The sequence below is a fragment of the Paenibacillus sp. Soil787 genome (assembly GCF_001429545.1).
In the GTDB taxonomy this organism is placed as follows: Bacteria; Bacillota; Bacilli; order Paenibacillales; family NBRC-103111; genus Paenibacillus_E.
In genome coordinates, this window is record NZ_LMSP01000012.1 from 87,785 (window position 1) to 107,400 (window position 19,616).

Here is a 19,616-nt window from a genome sequence, read left to right on the forward strand (position 1 = left end):
CAAAATTAATAGTTGTATTTTGTTGTTTGTTAATTAAAAATTTGTGGGAATTTGAACGTTTCGTAGAACTTGTCGTACTTCCTCGTTAGCTTAATAAGAAAGCCAACAAGTCTTTTCCAACGTGGTGTTATTGGTGTCTTGTTTTATTGGTTTATTATAATCTTACTTGCATTTAATAAAAATTCTTTAATATAGTTAATTGATATTCCACTATGAAACCTTCTAATTTCAAATAATGTCCATTCTTCAATATGTTTTATTTTTGCTAAATAAGTTCGGTTCCCTTTGTGTTGTTCTTTTAAAAAAAGATTATACGTATCAACTTTCTCTTGAGCATCGCCTTCCATTATTTGTTTAATACTTTTTTCATAGAAGATACTTGTCCTATCCGCCCATGATATTAGTTCGCTTCGGGGTGTTGTTGAACACCGGATTTCATCTTTACCTTTATAATAAAAGGTACTGTCATTTATATCATATTTAGACAAAAACAGAAGGTCTAATAAGTTCCAAAAGTATTCTGCCTCATGTTTAATGTCCCATCTTGAACAATATTTAGGATGTAGTGTAACATGAGTAGAAATAAACCCCGCATAAAGTAAATTTAAATCATTAATTTTCTTGAAGGATTTGGGAATTAGATTTTTACTTCCTACAAAAGTAACAACTTCATCCGTAAGTATAATTTGTTTAATATCAGTGATTTTTTCTTTATTAAAGTTAATGAATGTGTCTGTCGAGGAACTAAACTTATCTGTAAATAAAATCTCTCCTTTTAGATTTGTGTTTTTTTCTTTGAAGTCTATTAACAAATTACCTACAACTTCCTCAAAAACTTGAAAACCATCTATTATTTCATCAAAACTATCCATGCTATAAGGAGGAGATACGACTTCTATTAAAGCATTGGAATATTCAGGATGAATCTCCCAGCCTTCGCTAAACAAATAACCCACTTTTTTTACTAGATTTTCATGAATATCCGACATAGACTTTATTTTATTTATAATCTGTTGTGATGCTAATAAGTAACTTATGAAGTCACGTTCTTTATAAACGATTGCATATTCTTTTTCGATTCCAAACTCGAACCTGTCTGGAACAATTTTCAATGATATTCCCCCTCAATACCTCATTGTAATAACCTGCCCGTACGGAATGAAGGGTTGCCAAGTGACAGCCCTTCAAATGTTTGCTTATTGTTGTGCTAGCGTTCCTATATTTCATCTTCGGCAGCTGCTATCTCTTCTGCCTTTCGAACTTCACTGAAAAAATGATTTAACTCATGCTTAGCAACTTCACGTATAAATGCTAGTTCTTCACCAAATAGCTCCGGAGTCCATGTACGGCCGAAGGAAGCATGGACCACCTCATCTGCCCAATCGTAATCCTGGAACTGAGTCATTAATGGATGCTTCATTTGATCTCTGCAGAATTCAAATTCCCCTACTTTCCCCGGTCGCTTCATCGCCCCTTCTTCGATTCCAATACTTAGCCACGCGTATTGCGCACTTGGGATTTTTTCTATATTGATATCATAATCAGATGTATATTGCGGGCGTGAACGCCAATTCAACCCTTCAGCCTCCAGTGCTGCTTGACCAAACAACGCATGGCGAACCTCATCCCACAAATGCCTTGCTAAATCCCGATAGAATGCCCACGGCATTCCTTTTTGTGACCATAACACAGCCGCAATAAGTTCCGCCGCCGTCATCTCTTCCTGACGTACTCTCATCATACCGACCAGTCTGTCCTCATTCGGCTTCTCGAATTTCATTCCCATGCTTGTACGGTAAAGGGTTGTTTCACCCATATGTGCTTCTCTTTGCGATTTTTTGGGCAATTGATAGACCTGGAATGATCTTATACGTTCTGGTATTTCAGAAGACCTTTTCATTTCGTTGCTCATTCCACCTGCTGCAAGGATGCATCGCTTTAACAACGTACACAGTTCTTCAGAACCAGCCTCTTCCCACTCCCCAGCGTTCTTCAGGTGAGCAATTGCCGCCTCCCCCCAATTTACTTGTTCCTCCAGATCGAGAAGGATTGAGCGTAATATTCGAATAGTCGGTTGATCTACAATTTGTTGTGTACGTTGTATATGGCTCCTATAGGCTTCAATAAGTGCTGGTTTAATCACTGTATAAATGCCAGCTAACCATTCGGAATCTGTACGAGCATGAAGAATTTCGTCCATAAGCAGCACTAAAGTTGGATCTGGTTCCTGCCCAACGTTAGCAAGAGGCGTACGCAGATGACTCACACGTGTACGAAGCTGATCTGCTGCTTCTGCATCCTCATAGATGTGTCGTCCCATTGCTGTTTTGACATCCCAGTTATGTCGTGCAGGCAGCTGAGCTGCACCTATAAACATAAGACGCTCATGAATGAACCTATATCTCTGCAGTATCTTAGCGTTTGCATCAACACCGAAAGCGCCAATTGCATGTGGATTAGCAATTCCTGTAAATGTAATTTCCAACTTTATTCCCTCCTATGACGAGCGCTGAATAATTTCATTTTCTCTTAATGTGAATTCGTTTACAATAGATAAAGAAAGGATTTCAATGGATTTATTTGATCAGAAAGGGTGTCTCCAATTGAATGAAAAATTACCTACTTTACACTACTGCGGTGACTTTATTGTTCGACGTAACTGGAAGCTGGGACCACGTATTTTAGACGATAACGAGTTGGTGTTTTTCCCTCAGGGAAATGGAACCATTTACCGAAATGGAGATCAAGTTTATACATTGAATCAACCCAGTTGGGTTCTTACAAAGGCAGGGGAAACTCACAGCTATCATTTCGGAGAGACTGCCGCTACTCGTCATCTTTTTCTGCATTTCAATGGTGGTGATTGGTTCGCGCCTACGTTATTTAGTACAAAATATTGTGATGTAATACCGGTTAGGGAAGGTAGACTACCTTCGGCTATAATCAGCGAGATCCTCCACATCGCTCATGAAGAGAAAGATACCAATCGGTGCAATATCTTAATGTCAGCTCTGCTTAGCGAACTTGAATACTTGGGCAATAAAAGCAAAAACACTTCAATGCCCTCTATGAAATATTTAAAAAATAAAAAAGAGGTCGTAACCGACCCCGCCTATCCGCTTGTGGTGAGCAAAGCATTAACCTATATTCGTAATAGGCTCCTTGAGCCTATCACCGTAGCCGAAATTGCAGCCCATTGCCAGTTATCTCATGAACACCTGACCAGAGTCTTCGTACGTGTCATCGGAATTCCTTTGCGTCAAATGATTATTCAACTGCGGCTAGAACGCGCTTCTCATATGCTTCGTCATAGTACACTTAGCATTAAAGAAATCGCCTCGCACTGTGGATATGCTGAGAATCATTACTTTTCACGAGCTTTTACCGCCTATTACGGTATGACAGCGACAGAATACCGCAAAGAATACACTGACCCACGTGTCCAACACATTGTTCCTGACGAACGATTGGAAGAAAATTATCCGATTAATGTTTATTTTCACCTTAACCCTTAATGCCTGTCATAGATATGCCCTCGATAATATTACGTTGGAGAACAAGATAAACGAGCAATACGGGCATGACGGCAATAGCAGAACCAGACATCATTAAAGTCCAGTCAGTCACATAGAGTCCCTTAAACGTACTAAGCATCAAAGGTACGGTGAAGTTGTCGGTTGAGCTAAGGAAAATGACCGGCTTAAAAAAACTGTTCCAATTTCCCAAGAATGAAACTATCGCTAACGAAGCGAGTGCCGGACGAATGAGAGGAACCATGATACGCCAGTAAATCTTCCACATGTTCGCACCATCAACGTAGGCTGCTTCTGATAAGTCACGTGGGATACCCATAAAAAATTGCCTCAATAAAAATACACCAAAAGCACTGAACAATGCATCCGGAACAATGAGTGATAAGTGCGTATCGAGCCAGCCGAGTTTTTTTAAAATGATGTATAGTGGAACGATCGTAACCTGTTCGGGAACCATCAACATGGAAAGAAACAGGATAAAGAGAACATTACGAAAGGGAAAATCAATTTTAGCAAATGAAAAAGCGGCCATAGAGCAAGTTAACAATTGACTTAGTACCACGATCACAGAAATATAAGCACTGTTTATGTAAGCCTTATCAAATGGCATAGCTGTTAGAGATCGGCTAATATTCTCCCATCTCCATGGATTCGGAAATAAGGTCGGCGGCACTTGAAAGATTTGGGCTAAGTCTTTTAAACCGCTGAATGCCATCCATAAAAACGGGCCAAACATGACTACAGAGGCTAAAATTAACAGAACATGCAGAATGATGGTTGATATTTTACTGCCTATATGGTTGCTCTTTTGTTTACTGGGTACTGTACCTGCTGGAACTAATTTCTGATTTACCATTTTCATGCGAAATCCTCCTTAATCCGCGTAATGGACCCATTTGCGAGAAATATAGGTCTGTGCAATGGTGAAAGTCAAAATGATAACAAAAAGCATAGTTGCCGCTGCCGCACTGCGTCCGAATTGAAAGTTTTTGAAGGCTAGCTCGTACAAATGATACACAATCGTATAACTAGCTTTTGCTGGACCACCGCTCGTCATAACGAAAGCCGTATCAAAAATTTTAAACGAGTCAATAATGCCAATAATGGTAACAAATAAGGTAGTTGGCGACAAAAGGGGCACAGTAATTTTCCAGAATTGTTGTGACCTTGATGCTCCATCGATCATGGAAGCCTCATAGTAATCTCTGGATATTCCTTGTAAACCAGCCAGAAAAATGATCATATTAAAACCTAATTTTTGCCAAATACTTACAATCGCCAAGGATGGCAGAACGAGGTTCAAGTTGGTCAACCATTGTGGCCCCTTAATGCCGAACAAGCTATGCAGCAGAAAATTGATGATACCGAAGTCACCATTAAGCAGCCACATCCATACAATCGCGACAGCGACAGAGCTTGTAACTACTGGCATGAAGAAAAACAACCGATACATAACACGATATCTCACTTTGTTCAAAGCAACAGCGACCAATATCGCAAGAAAAATACCCATTGGGACCGTTAATAAGGAATAATAAAGGGTATTCACTAGTGCCTTCTGGAAATCAGGATTATGAAAGGCATAACTGAAATTATTAAATCCAATAAAAGTCGCAGGCTGAAATCCATCCCAATCTAATGTACTTAAAACAAAGGTTGTGATCAGAGGGATAAGTGAAAAGGAAAGCAGTCCGATTAATTGCGGGGCAATAAAGAAATACCCCCAGAATGTATTAGAACGTTTACGGTTCATGCAAGTCCTCCCATATAATTGGTTCAAAAAAATAAAAAGGAGGGACGGAATACAAACATCCTTCCCTTCTTCATGTCACACCTTACCGTATATGCATCCTATTTTTTCACTTTTACTTCGTCAATCTTCTTATTAACACCTTCGCTTATTTTCTTTAATGTCGTCTGAGCATCCTGTTTGCCTAATAACAAGAGGTCGTAGTTATCTTTCACTATATCAGAAGCTCCAGGAACACCGGATTCCGAAGGCCATAGGGCATAACCGATCTCACGAGCATCGAGGAAATATTGAGCATGTGCCGGCTGTGCATTCTTATCCAATACGAGATCATCTACACCGCTAATCGAAGGAACTGCATTTCCCCCTTTAAGACGGAAATTTTGACCATCCTTGGAAACAAAGTAAGATAAAAACTCATAAGTCTCTTTAGCATGAGCTGTCTTTTTATTCATAACCATGTACGCTGTTGGAATGCCAGCTGGTTCCATTTTTTTGCCAGTGTTAGTTGGCAGTGGGACAATGTCGTATTTTAAAGAAGTGTTTGCATTAAACTGCGGAACCCACCAACGACCAGCAATTCCAAATCCGACTTGGTTCGACATGAACATGGCATCTGGGCCTTGTCCTTTAGGTAGTGAACCTGAGAATACGAAGTTTTTGTTCTTTGTGTTTTCCGCAAGATATTGGAATGCTTCAACCGTTTTCGGATCCTGATCTCCAATGAATTTGCCATCCTGAGGCTTATCGTATGCTTTACCTCCGTTTAACGTTACCCATGAATAGACCGGGGATGACCAATCTTCAAGTACAAGACCATATTTATTTTTAGACTTTAGCTGTTCCGTCAATTCTTGTAGCTTCTTCCAATTCCACTGCCCTGATTCGTACAATTTCTGTGGATCGTCGGTGATACCTGCTTCAGTCAATACTGTCTTGTTGTAGTACATGACTAACGGATTACAGTCAACTGTGATTCCATATATTTTATCGCCCTTCTTCGAACCGCCCCATAACCCTTCAGCAAAATCTTCGGCTTTGATTGGGCCATTGCCTACTTTCATCAATGGTGTCAATTCTTCGATTGAACCGTTACTAATGAGTTTAACGACGGTTTGATCTCCAGCATAAAATGCGTCTGGCGCAGTACCACCTTGCAGTTGAGTAATAATCTTCTCTTCGTAGCCATCGTTCGGCACGGCTACCAGCTCCCATTTCACATTCGGATGATCTTTGTTATACTGATCTGTCAGTTCGTAAAAGCGTTTTAACTCTCCCGGATTACCCCAAGTACTCCACTTTAATTTGATAACCTCTCCATTTCCAGCCTTAGGCGCTGGTCCCTTAGTTGCATCTGCTGTGTTGCCGCCTGCCGGTGCAGAAGAGCTGCAAGCAGTAAGAATCATTGTTAGCATCAGGGTGGAGCTGGTTGTTAACCCCCACGTTTTTTTCTTTACCATTCTTCCAATCGACTCCTCTCACATAATTTGATATAAAACTACTGGAATAAATTGGACTGCTATGAGTTAAACATATTTTAGAATATGATGATAGCGTTTTCAATGAACTTTGCCGAATAGTAGATGGATTTTTTTGATCTAGTATATATTATTTTCCCTATCCTATAGTCGTCGTATTTTGCTGATTAGTGTGGAATTTCTACTCGTTATTATTCGACAAAATCTGTGAAACGATGTCAAAAAAGTTAACCTTAAGAATATGAACTTTGGCTATACTCCATTTACAATGGAACTTTGACCCTTAAACATCATACCAAGGAGTTCTACCACATATAACTATATTCAGATGCTAAACCTTTATTTTTAAATAGATCAGCTAATGACTTCTTAACTATTGTTTCTCTTTCAACTATTACTGCAGCATTAATATATTCATAGGAGCCCAATCCTCATGTTAAAGTTAGACTTGTATGAAGACTTTCAAAAAATTAGGGGGAGTATTCACTTGACGAAACATAACGAAATTAAGATAAGTCATAAGCTTCAACAAGCTTCTGTGAAAGTCGGTTCTGCACGAACTGCCGCGACTGAATGGGTCATGCACCACGCCAGCTTAGATGCTTGTTTCCATGGGGCGTATTTCAGCGGCTCGACGGTAGGGCTGCCTGATGACGCTGAGTTGTCGGCAGCCTCCGATATTGATGTCGTGATCGTTACCACACAGGCTGAGCCCCCCCTCAAGCTAGGGAAGTTCATCTACGACGGCATCCTTGTGGAGGCCACATATTTGTCTTGGAACGAACTCGCTTCGGTCGATGAGGTTCTGACGTCCTACCACCTTGCAGGCAGTTTCCGTGTGGATTCGATAATTTCTGACCCCACCGGACATCTGCGCAGACTGCAATCACAGGTATCTCGCCACTTTGCTGAGCGGGTGTGGGTACGTCGCCGATGTGAGAACGCTCGACAGAAGATCGAGAATGCGCTGCAGGTCATAGATACTTCTGCACCGTTACACGACCTGGTGACGTCGTGGCTATTCCCGACCGGCGTAACAACGCACGTCCTCCTTGTGGCCGCACTTCGCAACCCTACTGTGCGACTTCGCTACCTCGCCGCTCGCAACGTGCTTACCGAATACGGCCACGCTGACCTCTACACAGATCTGCTGATGCTGCTAGGCTGCACTCATCTGTCCCCCAAGCGCATCGAACATCATCTCGCCAAGCTCGAACTCGTATATGACGCCGCTGCGACCGCGGCCAAGACACCTTTCTTCTTCAGCACTGACATCACCGACACAACACGACCAATTGCAATTGACGGAAGCCGTGAACTCATCCGGGCCGGCTACCACCGTGAGGCGGTCTTCTGGATCGTCGCAACCTTTGCGCGCTGCCACAAAATTTTGGACGCAGACGCCCCACCGGACCTGCAACGTTTATTCGTTCCAGACTTTGAGGCTATCATCGCAGACCTCGGTATCACCTCCACCGACTCCATCATCCGCCGTGCAGAGGACGTCATTCAGTTCCTACCGAAGCTCTGGGAGACCACCGAGGCAATCCTATTCGCCAACTCAGGCATCGTGTCTGAGTAGCTTATTTCAAATGACTGAGATCGCTCTCTTCATGTGACTTTCATGTACTTTAAACGCAATGTAGCATCTTCCGTTTTCGATAGACCTGCCCTTTCCGTATGCTCGACATACTCTCAACCAGGTTCACACCTGCTCTTTTCGGTAGTTGTCGCCCGTGAGAAACAGACTAAGACCGGCATATTCTTATCCCATTTTTCCTTCCCACGTTACAATTGCTCATACATTCAATTACTCAGTAGCTAACCGAATGCACGAGTGTATTGCTTAATGGAAAAATTTCCACCAAGGCTTATTTCCAAGATGCATCGCATCGTAAGTAAATAAGTTGGCTCGTTTCAAAAAAATGGCATAAGATCGCCTGACAGGATTGTCGGCAAACTTATGCCATTACAAACATTATTTCCTTTTCCATTCGAGAACTTCTATTTAATCAATATTGCGTGCATTTTTTTCATGCAACCATTGCTGATCCCAACCCATAGCCAGCTGTACAAGGCTGAGAAAATGTAAATAGAAACAAATGTAACAACATGAAACGTTGAAGATACGGACGGCCCCAAAACCGGGAAACGCAATCCGTACTGCAAGATATTGATCCCGGCAAATAAGAACAAAGAAGCTGCGGCAATGATACTGATCCAATGTTTCAGCATCAAGAAGGCTCCGCCAAGTCCCAGCCCCAATAATCCCGTTGTGAAAGGAAAGACGATGATTTCGCTCGGCTGCAGAATGAGAAGCAAGACAATGGTCAATATATACCCCATGAATCCGGAACGGAAGGAAATAATCGTGCATAGTACGATCGGCGCTGTAGAAAAAGGGCTGATCAAATATCCGACACCCGGCAAAAAACCGCCGGCGGCTTGCAAGACGGCTGCGATGGAGGCAAGAAAAGCCGTGAAAATTAGCTGATTGGTTTTCGACATGTATTGTTGAAAATAGGAATGAAGCTCTTGAGCGCTTGTAAGACCCTTCATTAAAAAGACCATACGATCCCCCCAAGGATAAACGACTCCGTCGTCCTTCAGGACGAGCGCGTTTGTCAAGGTTTATGCGAAGCAAAAGTATACAACTTATACATTCTTATCAACTAAAAAAATCGAATTATGAACGTAGAAGCGAAAAAGAAACAGGCAGCGGTACCAGCAAGCGCCTCCCGCCACCCCATTCTCAGCGTATGGCGGTGTGTCCTGCCCCTCTCTCCTATGTAACAGCGCGATTCCATGGCCACGGATAATTGTTCAGCGCGGCGGAAGGATTGAACAAGCAAGGGGACTATCAACCGCAATGGCTCCTGGATACGACGGATCCAATTCCGGCCTTCGTAATAGGCCCCTCTCGCCTTTCGGGCTTTGATCAGGATATCGATTTCCTCTGCCGCGATCGGGATGTAGCGAAGTGCGATTGCCAGCATGAGAGCAAATTCGCCGGAGGGAAAACGAATGACGGCGAAGGGACGAAGCAGCCGTTCCAGTCCGGCCGTCAAATCCCCAGGGGATGTCGTTAACGTGAGCAAAGAGGTTATGCAAATAAGTAGAATGAGCCGCACATTGATAAAAATAGCTCCCATAAGCCCTTGATCATAAATGATCAGCCGTCCCAAAGACCATACCGGTAATCCTTGACGATCCGTTAACATGTGATATATTCCGAAAAAAACAATGAGTGCCGACAATCCCTGCAGACTTTGCAAAAAATAAAAGAACGATATTCGAGTTAAGCGTATCACAAATAACGCGGCCACTGTATGGATGCTTAATAGCAGAGTTGTATTTGAACTAAAAATTGCAGCTGCAAAAATCATTGCAAAAACGATTTTAAGTCGAGGGTCAAGCTTATGTACAAAAGTTTGCCCGGGTACGTAACGACCCATAGAAAATTTGTCAATAGTACCCACTATTTTTCCTGCCCCATCCATTTGATTAAATGCGATATCAATTCATTCTCTACAACGATATGTCCGGGTATGGATCCCGGAATCCTTCGTTCAATCTCTTGGATCAATCTCAGCAGCGGTGTGGATGCCAGTCCCGCTTCTGTTAACTCAGGCAATCTCTCCCTTACCTCTCCAGGTGTAAGATCCCAAAAGACAGTCCCCTTTTTCATCACGATGATCCGATCCGCATACTCAAGCGCCTCCTCCAGACGATGCGTGATAAGTACCGTTGTCATTCCTTGTTTTAGCTGCAAGGTTTTGATCAACGATAGAACTTCGTACCGTCCAAGAGGGTCAAGTCCCGACGTCGGTTCGTCCAGAATCAACATGTTCGGATCACTCGCCAATATTCCGGCAAGCGCGACCCGGCGCATTTGTCCCCTACTGAGTTGAAACGGAGAACGATCCTTGTATTGTTCAAAAGGCAATCCGACCAGGTTCATCACTATTTCCACTTTGTTGCGAATTTCTTCTTCATCCAAGTTCAATCTGCGAAGCGAGAATGCGATATCGTGATAAACGGTATCAGCCAGCAGTTGATGCTCGGGGTACTGGAAGGCGTAGCCGATCGATACTCTTAAGCGGTTCATGTCCTTTCGTTTGTTTGTTATGCGATCATTTCCAACCCATACTTCTCCTTCAGATGGAACGACAAGTCCGTTGATCATTTGCGTTAACGTCGTCTTTCCGGAGCCCGCATGCCCCATGACGGCGACAAATTGTCCGGCGGGAATATCTAGCGTAATGCGGTTTAAAGCCTGCTTTTCAAAGGGAGTATTCTTTTGATTCCAGAAGTTTACTTGCCGGAAACGTACTTGCATATTTGCTTCGCCATTTCTTCGAGAGTAGCTGCACGTTCCGCCAAATCAAATCCTTCTTTACACAGTGCGTTGCGTATCCGTACGGCAAACGGTAGACAAAGCCCCGCCTCTTCCAGCAATTTTGTATTCCCCATAATTTCCTCCCAACTTCCATCGAAATGGATCCTTCCTTCGTTCAGTATGACGATACGTCCACCGATTTCTATCTCGTCAAGATCATGAGTAATATGAATAATGGTCATCCCTTGTTGATGCAACTGGGCCATCATGTTATAGATAACCTGCGCTCCCTGGGGATCCAGCATGGAGGTCGCCTCATCAAAAATAACGATCTCCGGTTCCATGGCTGTGACCCCGGCAAAGGCAAGTTTCTGTTTTTGTCCCGGTGACAGCGAATGGGGGTCTTGTTCTTTTACCGCCAATAAATCTAATTTCCTCATGATCTCGTCTACGCGCCGTTCGATTTCCGCCGGAGGCAATCCGAGATTTTCTAAGCCGAATGAGACATCATCCTGAACGGTAAGGCAAACGAGCTGTTGATCAGGATTTTGAAACACGAGTCCGACCTTTTGCCGGATTTCCCCCAAATGTTCCGGTTTGCACGTCTCCTTATCAAGAATATATACTTTCCCATTCGTGGGAATAAGCAGCCCTTTCATTAATAGGGCTATCGTTGATTTGCCGGAGCCGTTCCCCCCAATCATCGTTACCCATTCTCCCCGACGTACGGCGAAATTAACTCCTTGCAATGCCCAGTCTACATGTTCTCCATAGCTGTAATAAACGTTTTCAAAAAATATGCAAGTCGTCACATCATCACCTGCCAGCAATAAGATGCCACTTTTCTATGAATTATGGAACAATTTCAAAAATAGTACCTTGGTTAAAATCAGTCACTTTCATAGAGCCATAAACCCCTAAATATAGTTTGGTTTGGTCCATATTCGTTCCCAAATTAACATAATAAGCTGATTGAGAGCCAAAATTATAATCGGTTTCAATAACACTAAAATCATTTGGTTTACAATCTGCTCTTACCTTGGTATAAGCTAAAACCCCTCTAACTGGAGGCCTAGATTCTTCGTGCCGGGCAAGATCGGTAAACACAACGCTTCCCGTTAAATTGGGGATTCCATTCCCCATATATGGCTGGACTCCTGTAAGTGCAGTTCCTCCAAACTTATCGGGTCGGGGATCTTTATGAAAATAGCTAGTCAAAGGCTGAAGACGCCCTGCTAAAGTTTTTACTGCCTCATTATAATAAGCAATTGTTTTCTCATCCAAAGTCGGATTTGCAGAGCAGCTCCTTTTAAACGAAGTAGGAAAAGCACCTTCCCACCCTCGCCAGCCAAAGTTAATAAATCCTTCTTGGTCAGCTTCTGATTCCATTAAAAAAGCTTGAACAAGCTGAGTAACCGGTATTGGTTTATACTGAACGAATGAAAAAATCGACTCCACCAAATCCTGTCCGACATTTCCCACATATTTGATATACTGATTATAAAACTTTTGAAAAGAAATTCCTGATATATTGCGAACCCCTTTGGCAATTACCGTAAGCGTTTCCTGAATAGGTACAGGAAGTTCATTAAAACGTGTGACTACGGGTGGATTATCGATAGATGAATTCCTAACTACATCAATTTCAATTATTTTACCTGCGATTTCCATATCGTCCTGACTTAAATTAAATGGATCATAACCTGACCCGCCATCTCCGGTTGTTAAAACAAGTTTTCCTGTTTCAGGTGAAAAGTTTAAGCTATTGACACCATTATGATTTAAAAATGGTCTTCTTATGTTAAGTAATGTCCGTCGTTTTTGAGGTTGACCATTCGATTGTAAAATCCATTCTTCAACTGTATCAATATGATCATATTGAGTTTCTCTATTTATCCACTTTAGGTTTAGGGTTTTAGAATCGCACGGGTTTGGCTTAAAAGATTCAAAAGAACCTGGAAGAGCACCTGGACCTTGGGTTCCAGCTACTGAATAATGGAGATAAAATAGACCGTTATAATAAAATTCGGGATGAAAGGCTAGCCCTATTAATCCCCGTTCATCATATCCACCACTAGAACCACCTAGTTTTATGATTCGTGGGCGAATATCTAAAAAAGTCCTTATAACCCCGTTTCCTATGTAAAAGATCTCTCCTATCTGGGTAGCAATAAATAGTCTTTCAATTGAGTCACCCGGAAGTATAGTTGTTTTCAAAACAGTGGGTAAATTTATCTTATTGACAATGGGTCGTAAACTAACCTTAACTTTTATCAACTCACTTTACACCCCCTCTTATTTTTTCACTTATAAGAATATGATTAGACCTGTTCTATTAGTACCCCTTCGAATTGAACTATAGATAACTGCCCGCAGCACGGTTGCCCCCTCCTTTGAAATTTCGCCTTTTCCGAATAAAGATTTTTGTTCTACATCGATTTGCTATAAAATACCAATTAGAGGTTCGAAAAACCTCTAAAAAAAAGGGACTGGAGTGATATATTTATGTTTTCGTTTGCAAACCTCGATCTGTCATCGCCTGAGTTCAAAAAAAATGCCCACGAGATTTACAAGCAGCTCAGGCAAAATGATCCGCTTCTCGAAATTGCAATGCCGGATGGGCAGAGGGCATGGCTCTCCACACGCTACGACGATGCCGTACAAATATTGAAAAATGACGATCGCTTTACGAAAAATTTGCAATCTATTTCCCCTGAAGATTATGCGGCGATAATGCCCAAAAAGGAAATGGATCTGATCAGCAAACAGATGCTCTCCAGCGACCCGCCCGATCATACCCGACTTCGTTCCATCGTATCCAAAGCTTTTTCACCCCAGATGATTGAAGACATGCAGGATGAAATTCAGCGGATTACCAATGATCTAATCGACCAAATTCAGGAAAAAGGGAGCATGGAGGTTATCGCAGACTTTGCCTTTCCGCTTCCAATCATCGTGATCAGCCAGATGCTGGGCATTCCCGAAAATGATCATTATCTGTTTAAGAAATGGTCCAGTGACTTTATTGAGTCTGCCAATAATCGTAATAAGATGAAAGAAGCATTCCCTTCCATCCAGGCTTTTGGCCGTTATATCGAAGAGCTCATCACCGAGAGAAGGAAGTACCCCGGTTCCGATTTGATCAGCATGCTAATCCAAGCTCACGATAGCAGAGATAAGCTGACTGCTGAAGAGTTGTCCTCCACGATTTGGCTGCTCATTGTCGCCGGGCATGAAACGACTGTCAATCTGATCGGCAACGGATTACTTGCATTATTGGAAAACCCGGATCAATTACGCTTGTGGCGCAGCGATCCGGCCTTAACCCAATCGGGCATCGAAGAATTGCTTAGGTATTACAGTCCTGTCGAAATTGGCACTTCCCGTTGGGCCAGACTCGACTTTACTTGGCATGGCAAAAATGTCAGCAAAGGCGATTTGATTTTCGCAGGTTTGGCAGCTGCCAATCGTGATCCTGAACAATTCGAGAATCCTGACCGGCTGGATATTACGAGAAAGAAAAATAAGCATATTGCTTTCGGAAACGGCATTCATTTCTGCCTCGGAGCCCCGCTTGCCCGATTGGAAGCTAAGATCGCTTTATCGACATTGGTTCAGCGTTTACCTAACCTGAGTATTGACCTAACTTCTGAGGAATTTAAATGGCGCTCGGGCATCTTGATGCGAGGTTTGGAACGGTTTCCGGTCACATTTTGATGCATTAAAATCGGATTTATTAATTTTCATTTGAACTTTGCTTAAAAAAATGCGACGCAGAACTGCTTGAATAACAGTTTTGTGTCGCGTTTTAACATCTTCGAATTTGTCTGGATCCTCATGTCTATCCCCTCTTTAACATATTTCCGTTAGCGACAGCGCCGGGTCGAAGACTTAGCCTCGCAGTGGTTGTCTGCCTGATACGACTTCCTTGAAATCCCTTTTATCTGCCCACGCGGCTCCTTATTGTTCAATAATTGCTCATTTTCATCAAAAACCGTTCTTTCAAAAACCGAAGGGATCCTGTTTCCTTAGACCATCAAGTTTCATTTTGTTATCAATTCGCAGAAAGAGATATTCTCGCCGCTTACACTCTTCTAGAAATTCACCCAAAGCCTCAAGCATATAAATGGGAGCGTTTTGATGGGCACCAAAAGTCTGACCGCTATCGTGAAGCAAAATGATGTCTTTGTTGCTAATTTTAGAAAACAGTTTTTTTCGAATTCGTTCCTTTCCACCGCTGCTTCTCCAATCTCCGACCATCAGAGACCATAAAATCAAATGGAAATTTTTTAACAGGAATAGATCGAAGACATTGATAATCCCCCAGGGTGGTCGATAATGAATCGGTTTTACACCAATTATGTTTTCAATGGCCTTTACTGAATCCCGTAACTGCTTCCTGACCTTTTTGGGTGTCATTAACGCGTTTGCCCAATGTACATAATTGTGAATCCCTATCAGATGCCCTTCTAGATGCATACGCAAAATTAACTCTGGGTATTTCTCAGCCATGGAACCAAGTACAAAAAAAGTAGCTTTTATCTGGTATGTCCCCAAGAGATCAAGTAATTGTGGTGTATGCTCTGGGTCGGGACCATCATCAAAGGTTAGAGCAATCCCATTCGCTCTCTTCCCTTTTGTATAGACGCCGAATCCACCTAGACGAACTATAAGCGTAGGTAAAACGGTATATATGAACAAAACAAGCAGAATGATTATAAAAAATTTACTCATATCTCAACACTCTCTTCCTAAAGAAATACTTTCGCAAATTCCCTTAAGAGTTAGTGGCTGTCTGCCTATTAAAATAAGGAAAATGTTTATACTATTAAGTTTATTCTCTGAAGCCGCATCTTATTAATTATATAACACAAAAAAAGAAACCCCAACCCGCTTGCTTGAGGATCGGAGGTTCGTATTTTTTTTATTCCAAAACATCTTTGTTATTGTTCTGTGAAAGTTCTAAAAGAAGTTTTTTGACTTCTAATAGTTCATTTTCAATCCGGTGAAGATGACTTTGCATGTCATCAATTTCCTGTTCTGCTTTATAATTTATAGCAAAGTCAATGATAGATTCATGTTTGTCTCTTGAAGCCTGTCTATTCTGGCTCATCATAATGACGGGTGCTTGAAAAGCGGCAACAAATGATAGGCATAAATTTAATAGGATGAACGGGGCATTGTCAAAATGAAAGGGAGTTGCAGTTAATGTATTCCAAGCAATCCAAACTGCCAGAAATATAGCAAAGCAGATAATGAATCTCCAACTGCCTCCAAAGAAGGCAATTCGATCAGCAATCCGGTCCGACCAACTCGTCTTCCTTATATATTCTTCATCTAAATGAGAAAGAATACTTTTCTCATAATGATCAACTAACCGATCAATTCGTTTCGTACTCTCATGGTTAAGCTCAATATCAAATCCTTGAATATTTGAAGCATCTGCAAAGTCTTTTTTCCATTGAAAATAAGCTTTTTTTGACATTGTTATTAACCTCCTTTGTGAGGAGTTTTATCTTTGCATGTGCTTCCTATTTTAGTGCTTTTAACTTTGCTTGAATTTTCTTTTCAGTTGCTTCTAATGATTTAAGTTTATTTTCATACTTTTTAATTTTCGCCTGAACTTTTGAAGTCTTTGCTTGTTCCAATAGCTTCTTTGTGCTAGTAATCGATTTTTGGATATTAGCTAGCTGACTTTCTAGATTTTTTTTCTGGGATTGCACGTTATGTGTTGGTTTGGTAAAGTGTACAGCTGTGTGATGGGTCACCGATTTCGTTGCCGCAAATGCTGACATAGGGAATGCAGCCACAAGTCCGGTAATTGTAGTAATGGCCACTATTTTTCTGATTTTATGTATTAACATATTTTAGCCTCCTAAATTTGATTATGTTCACTTCGATTATACGGATATTACATTAAAACTTGATGAGTTTTATTTGTTCATTTGATAAAAAAAGATTTTTTTATTAAATTTAATTGAATTAACAACCTATTATAGCTATTCATCCCCAAATTTAAATGGCTTCGATTGATGAATCATCACACTCAGAACCAAACCCATAGAAAGCATATTAGTCATGAGAGAACTTCCACCATAGCTGACAAATGGGAGTGCAATTCCTGTAAGCGGCATAAGTCCTGTATGCATCGCTATATTCTCGAAAATTTGCAAAGTAAACATCGATATCACACCGATGATCAAATAAGAACCAGCTAAATCTTCGCTTGCCATAGCAATTCGAATCATTCGATATATCAAAAAAAAGTAAAGCAACAAAAGTACGGCCGAACCAACAAATCCAAATTCTTCACCAATAACGACATAAATCGAATCTGCATAATCATAAGGAATGTATCCGCTTTGTACCATTTTACCGTGAAGGAATCCTTCACCCATTAACTCACCCGAACTCACTGCCTTAATGGAATTGACAACATGATAGCTCTGATTTGGATCGCTGGTCGGGTTTAGAAAGGTTTGTATTCTATGAAGTTGATGCGGTTTTACAATTTTATTGAATAGGGGGAGATCCACAAAATATAGTGTTGTAATGCTGCCAATAACCCCAACGATCCCAAATAACCCAATGAGTCCATGCTTGATACGAATCTTCCCGACCCATAACATCCCAATCAAAATACAGACAAAAACAATGGAAGTTCCGAGGTCCGGTTGATTCATAACAATCAGACAAGGTATTCCCATAACCACTATCATTGGGATTATATCTTGAACTAATCGTAGATATTCTCCCTTACGGTTTTCCAGCATTTTGGCTAACAGTAAAATAACGAATACTTTTGCTAGTTCAGAAGGCTGAAACTGCATAAAATATAGATTGATCCATCGCTGAGATCCATTGATGTTCATGCCTTTAAACATGACGAAAATTAGAAGCAGGATTCCGATTACATATAAAATGACGGATAAATGTCTGACAATGTCCCGGTAATCGAGCACGGCCAAGATCAGCATGGGCACAAACATGGCTGCGAACATAATTAAATTATTCTCATGCAGGCCGGCAAATTTCGTATTATTAGTGGCGCTATAGATCACTATCGTGCTTATAGCCATGAAACATAACAATAAAGCGATAATGATAAGATCTATTTTTTTCGCTCTAAGCAACATCTCTTTGAACACTTGCGGCTCCCCCCTTCTACAAATATTTGTGTTAAATCCCATACTCAGGCATCATAATTTTTCTGTGATAATGTTGAAATTAACTTTTGTTGTTTGCGCTTTTGCAGCAGGATGAACGAGCCAAGTGCACAGAGCAATAGGCCAGTAACCACCCAAAATGGCCAATTTGTTGATGATGATTGACTTACCTCTTTGGTTATTGGGGCAGCATCAACATGAATAACCTCTTTGGCGGAAACAATTGGGATTTGCACCAGCATCTCCCCATTTTTCTTAATTTGATAATCGCCGATCACCTCGCCGGCCGCGATCGTTTTTTGCCAACTTTGCCACGGCGTAAAAACAGGCGAATACGTATAAACAGCGCCATCATCTTTTCGTTTGGTCAAAACAAAGTTATTTCCAAGGACACCTTGAACGTTCTCACCATAAAAGGTCGTCTCACCGGCGATATCCCCTTTCTTAAAAATTTGCTGCACATCCAGATGGTCGAGTCCATAATTTCCTATCGTTTGCACGTCTTGATATTCATTTCCTCGCGATGATTTCATGACGACTGCGATGACGGTTTTATTGTCTTTTTTCATATATTCAATTAACGTATTTCGAGCTTGGTTAGTAAAACCTGTTTTCCCTCCCAATGCGATTGGATTCTGAAAAATGAAGCTGCGATCTTTTATAAGTACAGACCGCTGGTCCGTCTTCACCTCTGTCTTTTCAGTTCCCATTGCTTCCATAATAGCGGGATATTTCATAGCTTCTTTGGCAAGCAGAGCCAAATCATAGGTAGTTGTATAATGCCCTGGATCATGCAGACCATTAGGTGTTACGAAATGTGTATGTGTCATGCCGATTGACGCTGCCTTTGTATTCATCATCGCAGCAAAAGAAGCTTCATCGCCTCCAATATGTTCGGCTATCATCATCGCTACATCATTGGCCGAGATCACGAGAAGTGCCCTCAAGGCTTCTTCTTTTTGCATCTTCTCACCGATTTTCAAATTGAATACAAAATTGCTTACTTCTTGCTGAGTAGCTTTTTTACTAGCCGTCATCCATTCACCGTCCACCATATGATCTTCTAGAAGAATAGCCGTCATAAGCTTCGTTAAGCTAGCAGGAAACGCTTGTTCATCTTTGTTTTTTTGAAAGAGTACCTCGCCTGTCGAACTATCGATCACAACACCTGTGCCGCTATATATAGCTGGAGAATTGGTTTCTCCATAAGCAATTCCTACTTGGCTTAGCACAGCTGCGAGCATAACAATGATGAACACCACTTTCTTCATTCCAAATCCTCCCGAATAATAGTAATAACTATATTAAAATACGCCCGTATTTGATTTCTGAACACATACGAGATTTATT

Annotated in this window: 18 protein-coding genes; 3 read left to right on the top strand and 15 right to left on the bottom strand. The window is 41.5% G+C overall.

Annotated elements, in window-relative coordinates:
- Positions 1-143: 143 nt before the first annotated feature.
- Both ASG93_RS12920 and ASG93_RS12925 read right to left on the bottom strand, forming a co-directional pair.
- Entirely contained in the window at positions 144-1,112 is a 969-nt protein-coding gene (locus ASG93_RS12920) for a hypothetical protein (RefSeq protein WP_056832515.1), read from the bottom strand.
- A gap of 104 nt (positions 1,113-1,216) precedes the next feature.
- Positions 1,217-2,485, bottom strand: a complete 1,269-nt coding sequence (locus tag ASG93_RS12925) for a hypothetical protein (RefSeq protein ID WP_056832517.1) — start codon at positions 2,483-2,485, stop codon at positions 1,217-1,219.
- Between the two features lie 118 nt (positions 2,486-2,603).
- On the opposite strand from ASG93_RS12925, the gene ASG93_RS12930 reads away from it, so the two are divergent.
- Positions 2,604-3,515, top strand: a complete 912-nt coding sequence (locus ASG93_RS12930; protein WP_162262852.1) for a helix-turn-helix domain-containing protein — start codon at positions 2,604-2,606, stop codon at positions 3,513-3,515.
- Here the strand turns inward: ASG93_RS12930 and ASG93_RS12935 are convergent.
- From ASG93_RS12935 to ASG93_RS12945, 3 genes are all read right to left on the bottom strand, one after another.
- Positions 3,505-4,389 (bottom strand): carbohydrate ABC transporter permease, encoded by an 885-nt coding sequence (locus tag ASG93_RS12935; protein WP_082614912.1) that lies wholly within the window; start codon positions 4,387-4,389, stop codon positions 3,505-3,507. The two genes, ASG93_RS12930 and ASG93_RS12935, sit on opposite strands and share 11 nt — an antisense overlap.
- Before the next feature lie 18 nt (positions 4,390-4,407).
- Positions 4,408-5,286 carry a carbohydrate ABC transporter permease gene (locus ASG93_RS12940; protein WP_047687703.1) on the bottom strand — a complete coding sequence of 293 codons (879 nt, stop codon included), beginning with the start codon at positions 5,284-5,286 and terminating at the stop codon, positions 4,408-4,410.
- Between the two features lie 98 nt (positions 5,287-5,384).
- Positions 5,385-6,743 (bottom strand): ABC transporter substrate-binding protein, encoded by a 1,359-nt coding sequence (locus ASG93_RS12945; protein WP_056832521.1) that lies wholly within the window; start codon positions 6,741-6,743, stop codon positions 5,385-5,387.
- Between the two features lie 505 nt (positions 6,744-7,248).
- Here ASG93_RS12945 and ASG93_RS12950 point away from each other — a divergent pair.
- Positions 7,249-8,343, top strand: a complete 1,095-nt coding sequence (locus tag ASG93_RS12950) for a hypothetical protein (protein ID WP_321166683.1) — start codon at positions 7,249-7,251, stop codon at positions 8,341-8,343.
- Between the two features lie 422 nt (positions 8,344-8,765).
- Here ASG93_RS12950 and ASG93_RS12955 read toward each other — a convergent pair whose 3' ends face one another.
- From ASG93_RS12955 to ASG93_RS12975, 5 genes are all read right to left on the bottom strand, one after another.
- Positions 8,766-9,332: a hypothetical protein gene (locus tag ASG93_RS12955; RefSeq protein ID WP_056832523.1), complete on the bottom strand. Its 567-nt coding sequence runs from the start codon at positions 9,330-9,332 to the stop codon at positions 8,766-8,768.
- 101 nt (positions 9,333-9,433) lie between these two features.
- Positions 9,434-10,261, bottom strand: a complete 828-nt coding sequence (locus ASG93_RS12960) for an energy-coupling factor transporter transmembrane component T family protein (RefSeq protein ID WP_063891864.1) — start codon at positions 10,259-10,261, stop codon at positions 9,434-9,436.
- The gene (locus ASG93_RS12965) at positions 10,240-11,100 is read right to left on the bottom strand and encodes an ATP-binding cassette domain-containing protein (protein ID WP_056832526.1); all 861 of its coding nucleotides are present in this window, start codon (positions 11,098-11,100) and stop codon (positions 10,240-10,242) included. Before ASG93_RS12965 ends, ASG93_RS12960 begins: the two co-directional genes overlap by 22 nt.
- Positions 11,076-11,930 carry an energy-coupling factor transporter ATPase gene (locus tag ASG93_RS12970; protein ID WP_200984481.1) on the bottom strand — a complete coding sequence of 285 codons (855 nt, stop codon included), beginning with the start codon at positions 11,928-11,930 and terminating at the stop codon, positions 11,076-11,078. The genes ASG93_RS12965 and ASG93_RS12970 overlap by 25 nt, the downstream gene beginning before the upstream one ends.
- A gap of 22 nt (positions 11,931-11,952) precedes the next feature.
- Positions 11,953-13,377: a PQQ-dependent sugar dehydrogenase gene (locus tag ASG93_RS12975; protein WP_056832528.1), complete on the bottom strand. Its 1,425-nt coding sequence runs from the start codon at positions 13,375-13,377 to the stop codon at positions 11,953-11,955.
- Between the two features lie 228 nt (positions 13,378-13,605).
- Here ASG93_RS12975 and ASG93_RS12980 point away from each other — a divergent pair, with 228 nt between their 5' ends.
- Positions 13,606-14,817, top strand: a complete 1,212-nt coding sequence (locus tag ASG93_RS12980) for a cytochrome P450 family protein (RefSeq protein WP_056832530.1) — start codon at positions 13,606-13,608, stop codon at positions 14,815-14,817.
- Between the two features lie 285 nt (positions 14,818-15,102).
- On the opposite strand, the gene ASG93_RS12985 is transcribed toward ASG93_RS12980, so the two are convergent.
- The 5 genes from ASG93_RS12985 to ASG93_RS13005 form a co-directional block, all read right to left on the bottom strand.
- Complete coding sequence (locus ASG93_RS12985) at positions 15,103-15,834, bottom strand: polysaccharide deacetylase family protein (RefSeq protein WP_056832532.1); 732 nt, start codon at positions 15,832-15,834, stop codon at positions 15,103-15,105.
- Positions 15,835-16,024: 190 nt separating this feature from the next.
- Entirely contained in the window at positions 16,025-16,585 is a 561-nt protein-coding gene (locus ASG93_RS12990; RefSeq protein WP_056832534.1) for a DUF1003 domain-containing protein, read from the bottom strand.
- Positions 16,586-16,631: 46 nt separating this feature from the next.
- On the bottom strand, positions 16,632-16,964 hold the full coding sequence (locus tag ASG93_RS12995) for a hypothetical protein (protein WP_056832535.1): 333 nt from the start codon (positions 16,962-16,964) through the stop codon (positions 16,632-16,634).
- Positions 16,965-17,099: 135 nt separating this feature from the next.
- On the bottom strand, positions 17,100-18,248 hold the full coding sequence (locus ASG93_RS13000) for an FtsW/RodA/SpoVE family cell cycle protein (RefSeq protein ID WP_235550840.1): 1,149 nt from the start codon (positions 18,246-18,248) through the stop codon (positions 17,100-17,102).
- A 44-nt stretch (positions 18,249-18,292) separates the two neighbouring features.
- Complete coding sequence (locus ASG93_RS13005) at positions 18,293-19,537, bottom strand: D-alanyl-D-alanine carboxypeptidase family protein (protein WP_056832537.1); 1,245 nt, start codon at positions 19,535-19,537, stop codon at positions 18,293-18,295.
- Positions 19,538-19,616 lie beyond the last annotated feature (79 nt).

Coding starts and splice junctions, on each gene's coding strand:
- ASG93_RS12935 (WP_082614912.1), bottom strand. CDS start 4,389: ATGGTAAATCAGAAATTAGTTCCAGCAGGTACAGTACCCAGTAAACAA.
- ASG93_RS12940 (WP_047687703.1), bottom strand. CDS start 5,286: ATGAACCGTAAACGTTCTAATACATTCTGGGGGTATTTCTTTATTGCC.
- ASG93_RS12945 (WP_056832521.1), bottom strand. CDS start 6,743: ATGGTAAAGAAAAAAACGTGGGGGTTAACAACCAGCTCCACCCTGATG.
- ASG93_RS12955 (WP_056832523.1), bottom strand. CDS start 9,332: ATGGTCTTTTTAATGAAGGGTCTTACAAGCGCTCAAGAGCTTCATTCC.
- ASG93_RS12960 (WP_063891864.1), bottom strand. CDS start 10,261: ATGGATGGGGCAGGAAAAATAGTGGGTACTATTGACAAATTTTCTATG.
- ASG93_RS12965 (WP_056832526.1), bottom strand. CDS start 11,100: ATGCAAGTACGTTTCCGGCAAGTAAACTTCTGGAATCAAAAGAATACT.
- ASG93_RS12980 (WP_056832530.1), top strand. CDS start 13,606: ATGTTTTCGTTTGCAAACCTCGATCTGTCATCGCCTGAGTTCAAAAAA.
- ASG93_RS12985 (WP_056832532.1), bottom strand. CDS start 15,834: ATGAGTAAATTTTTTATAATCATTCTGCTTGTTTTGTTCATATATACC.
- ASG93_RS12990 (WP_056832534.1), bottom strand. CDS start 16,585: ATGTCAAAAAAAGCTTATTTTCAATGGAAAAAAGACTTTGCAGATGCT.
- ASG93_RS12995 (WP_056832535.1), bottom strand. CDS start 16,964: ATGTTAATACATAAAATCAGAAAAATAGTGGCCATTACTACAATTACC.
- ASG93_RS13005 (WP_056832537.1), bottom strand. CDS start 19,537: ATGAAGAAAGTGGTGTTCATCATTGTTATGCTCGCAGCTGTGCTAAGC.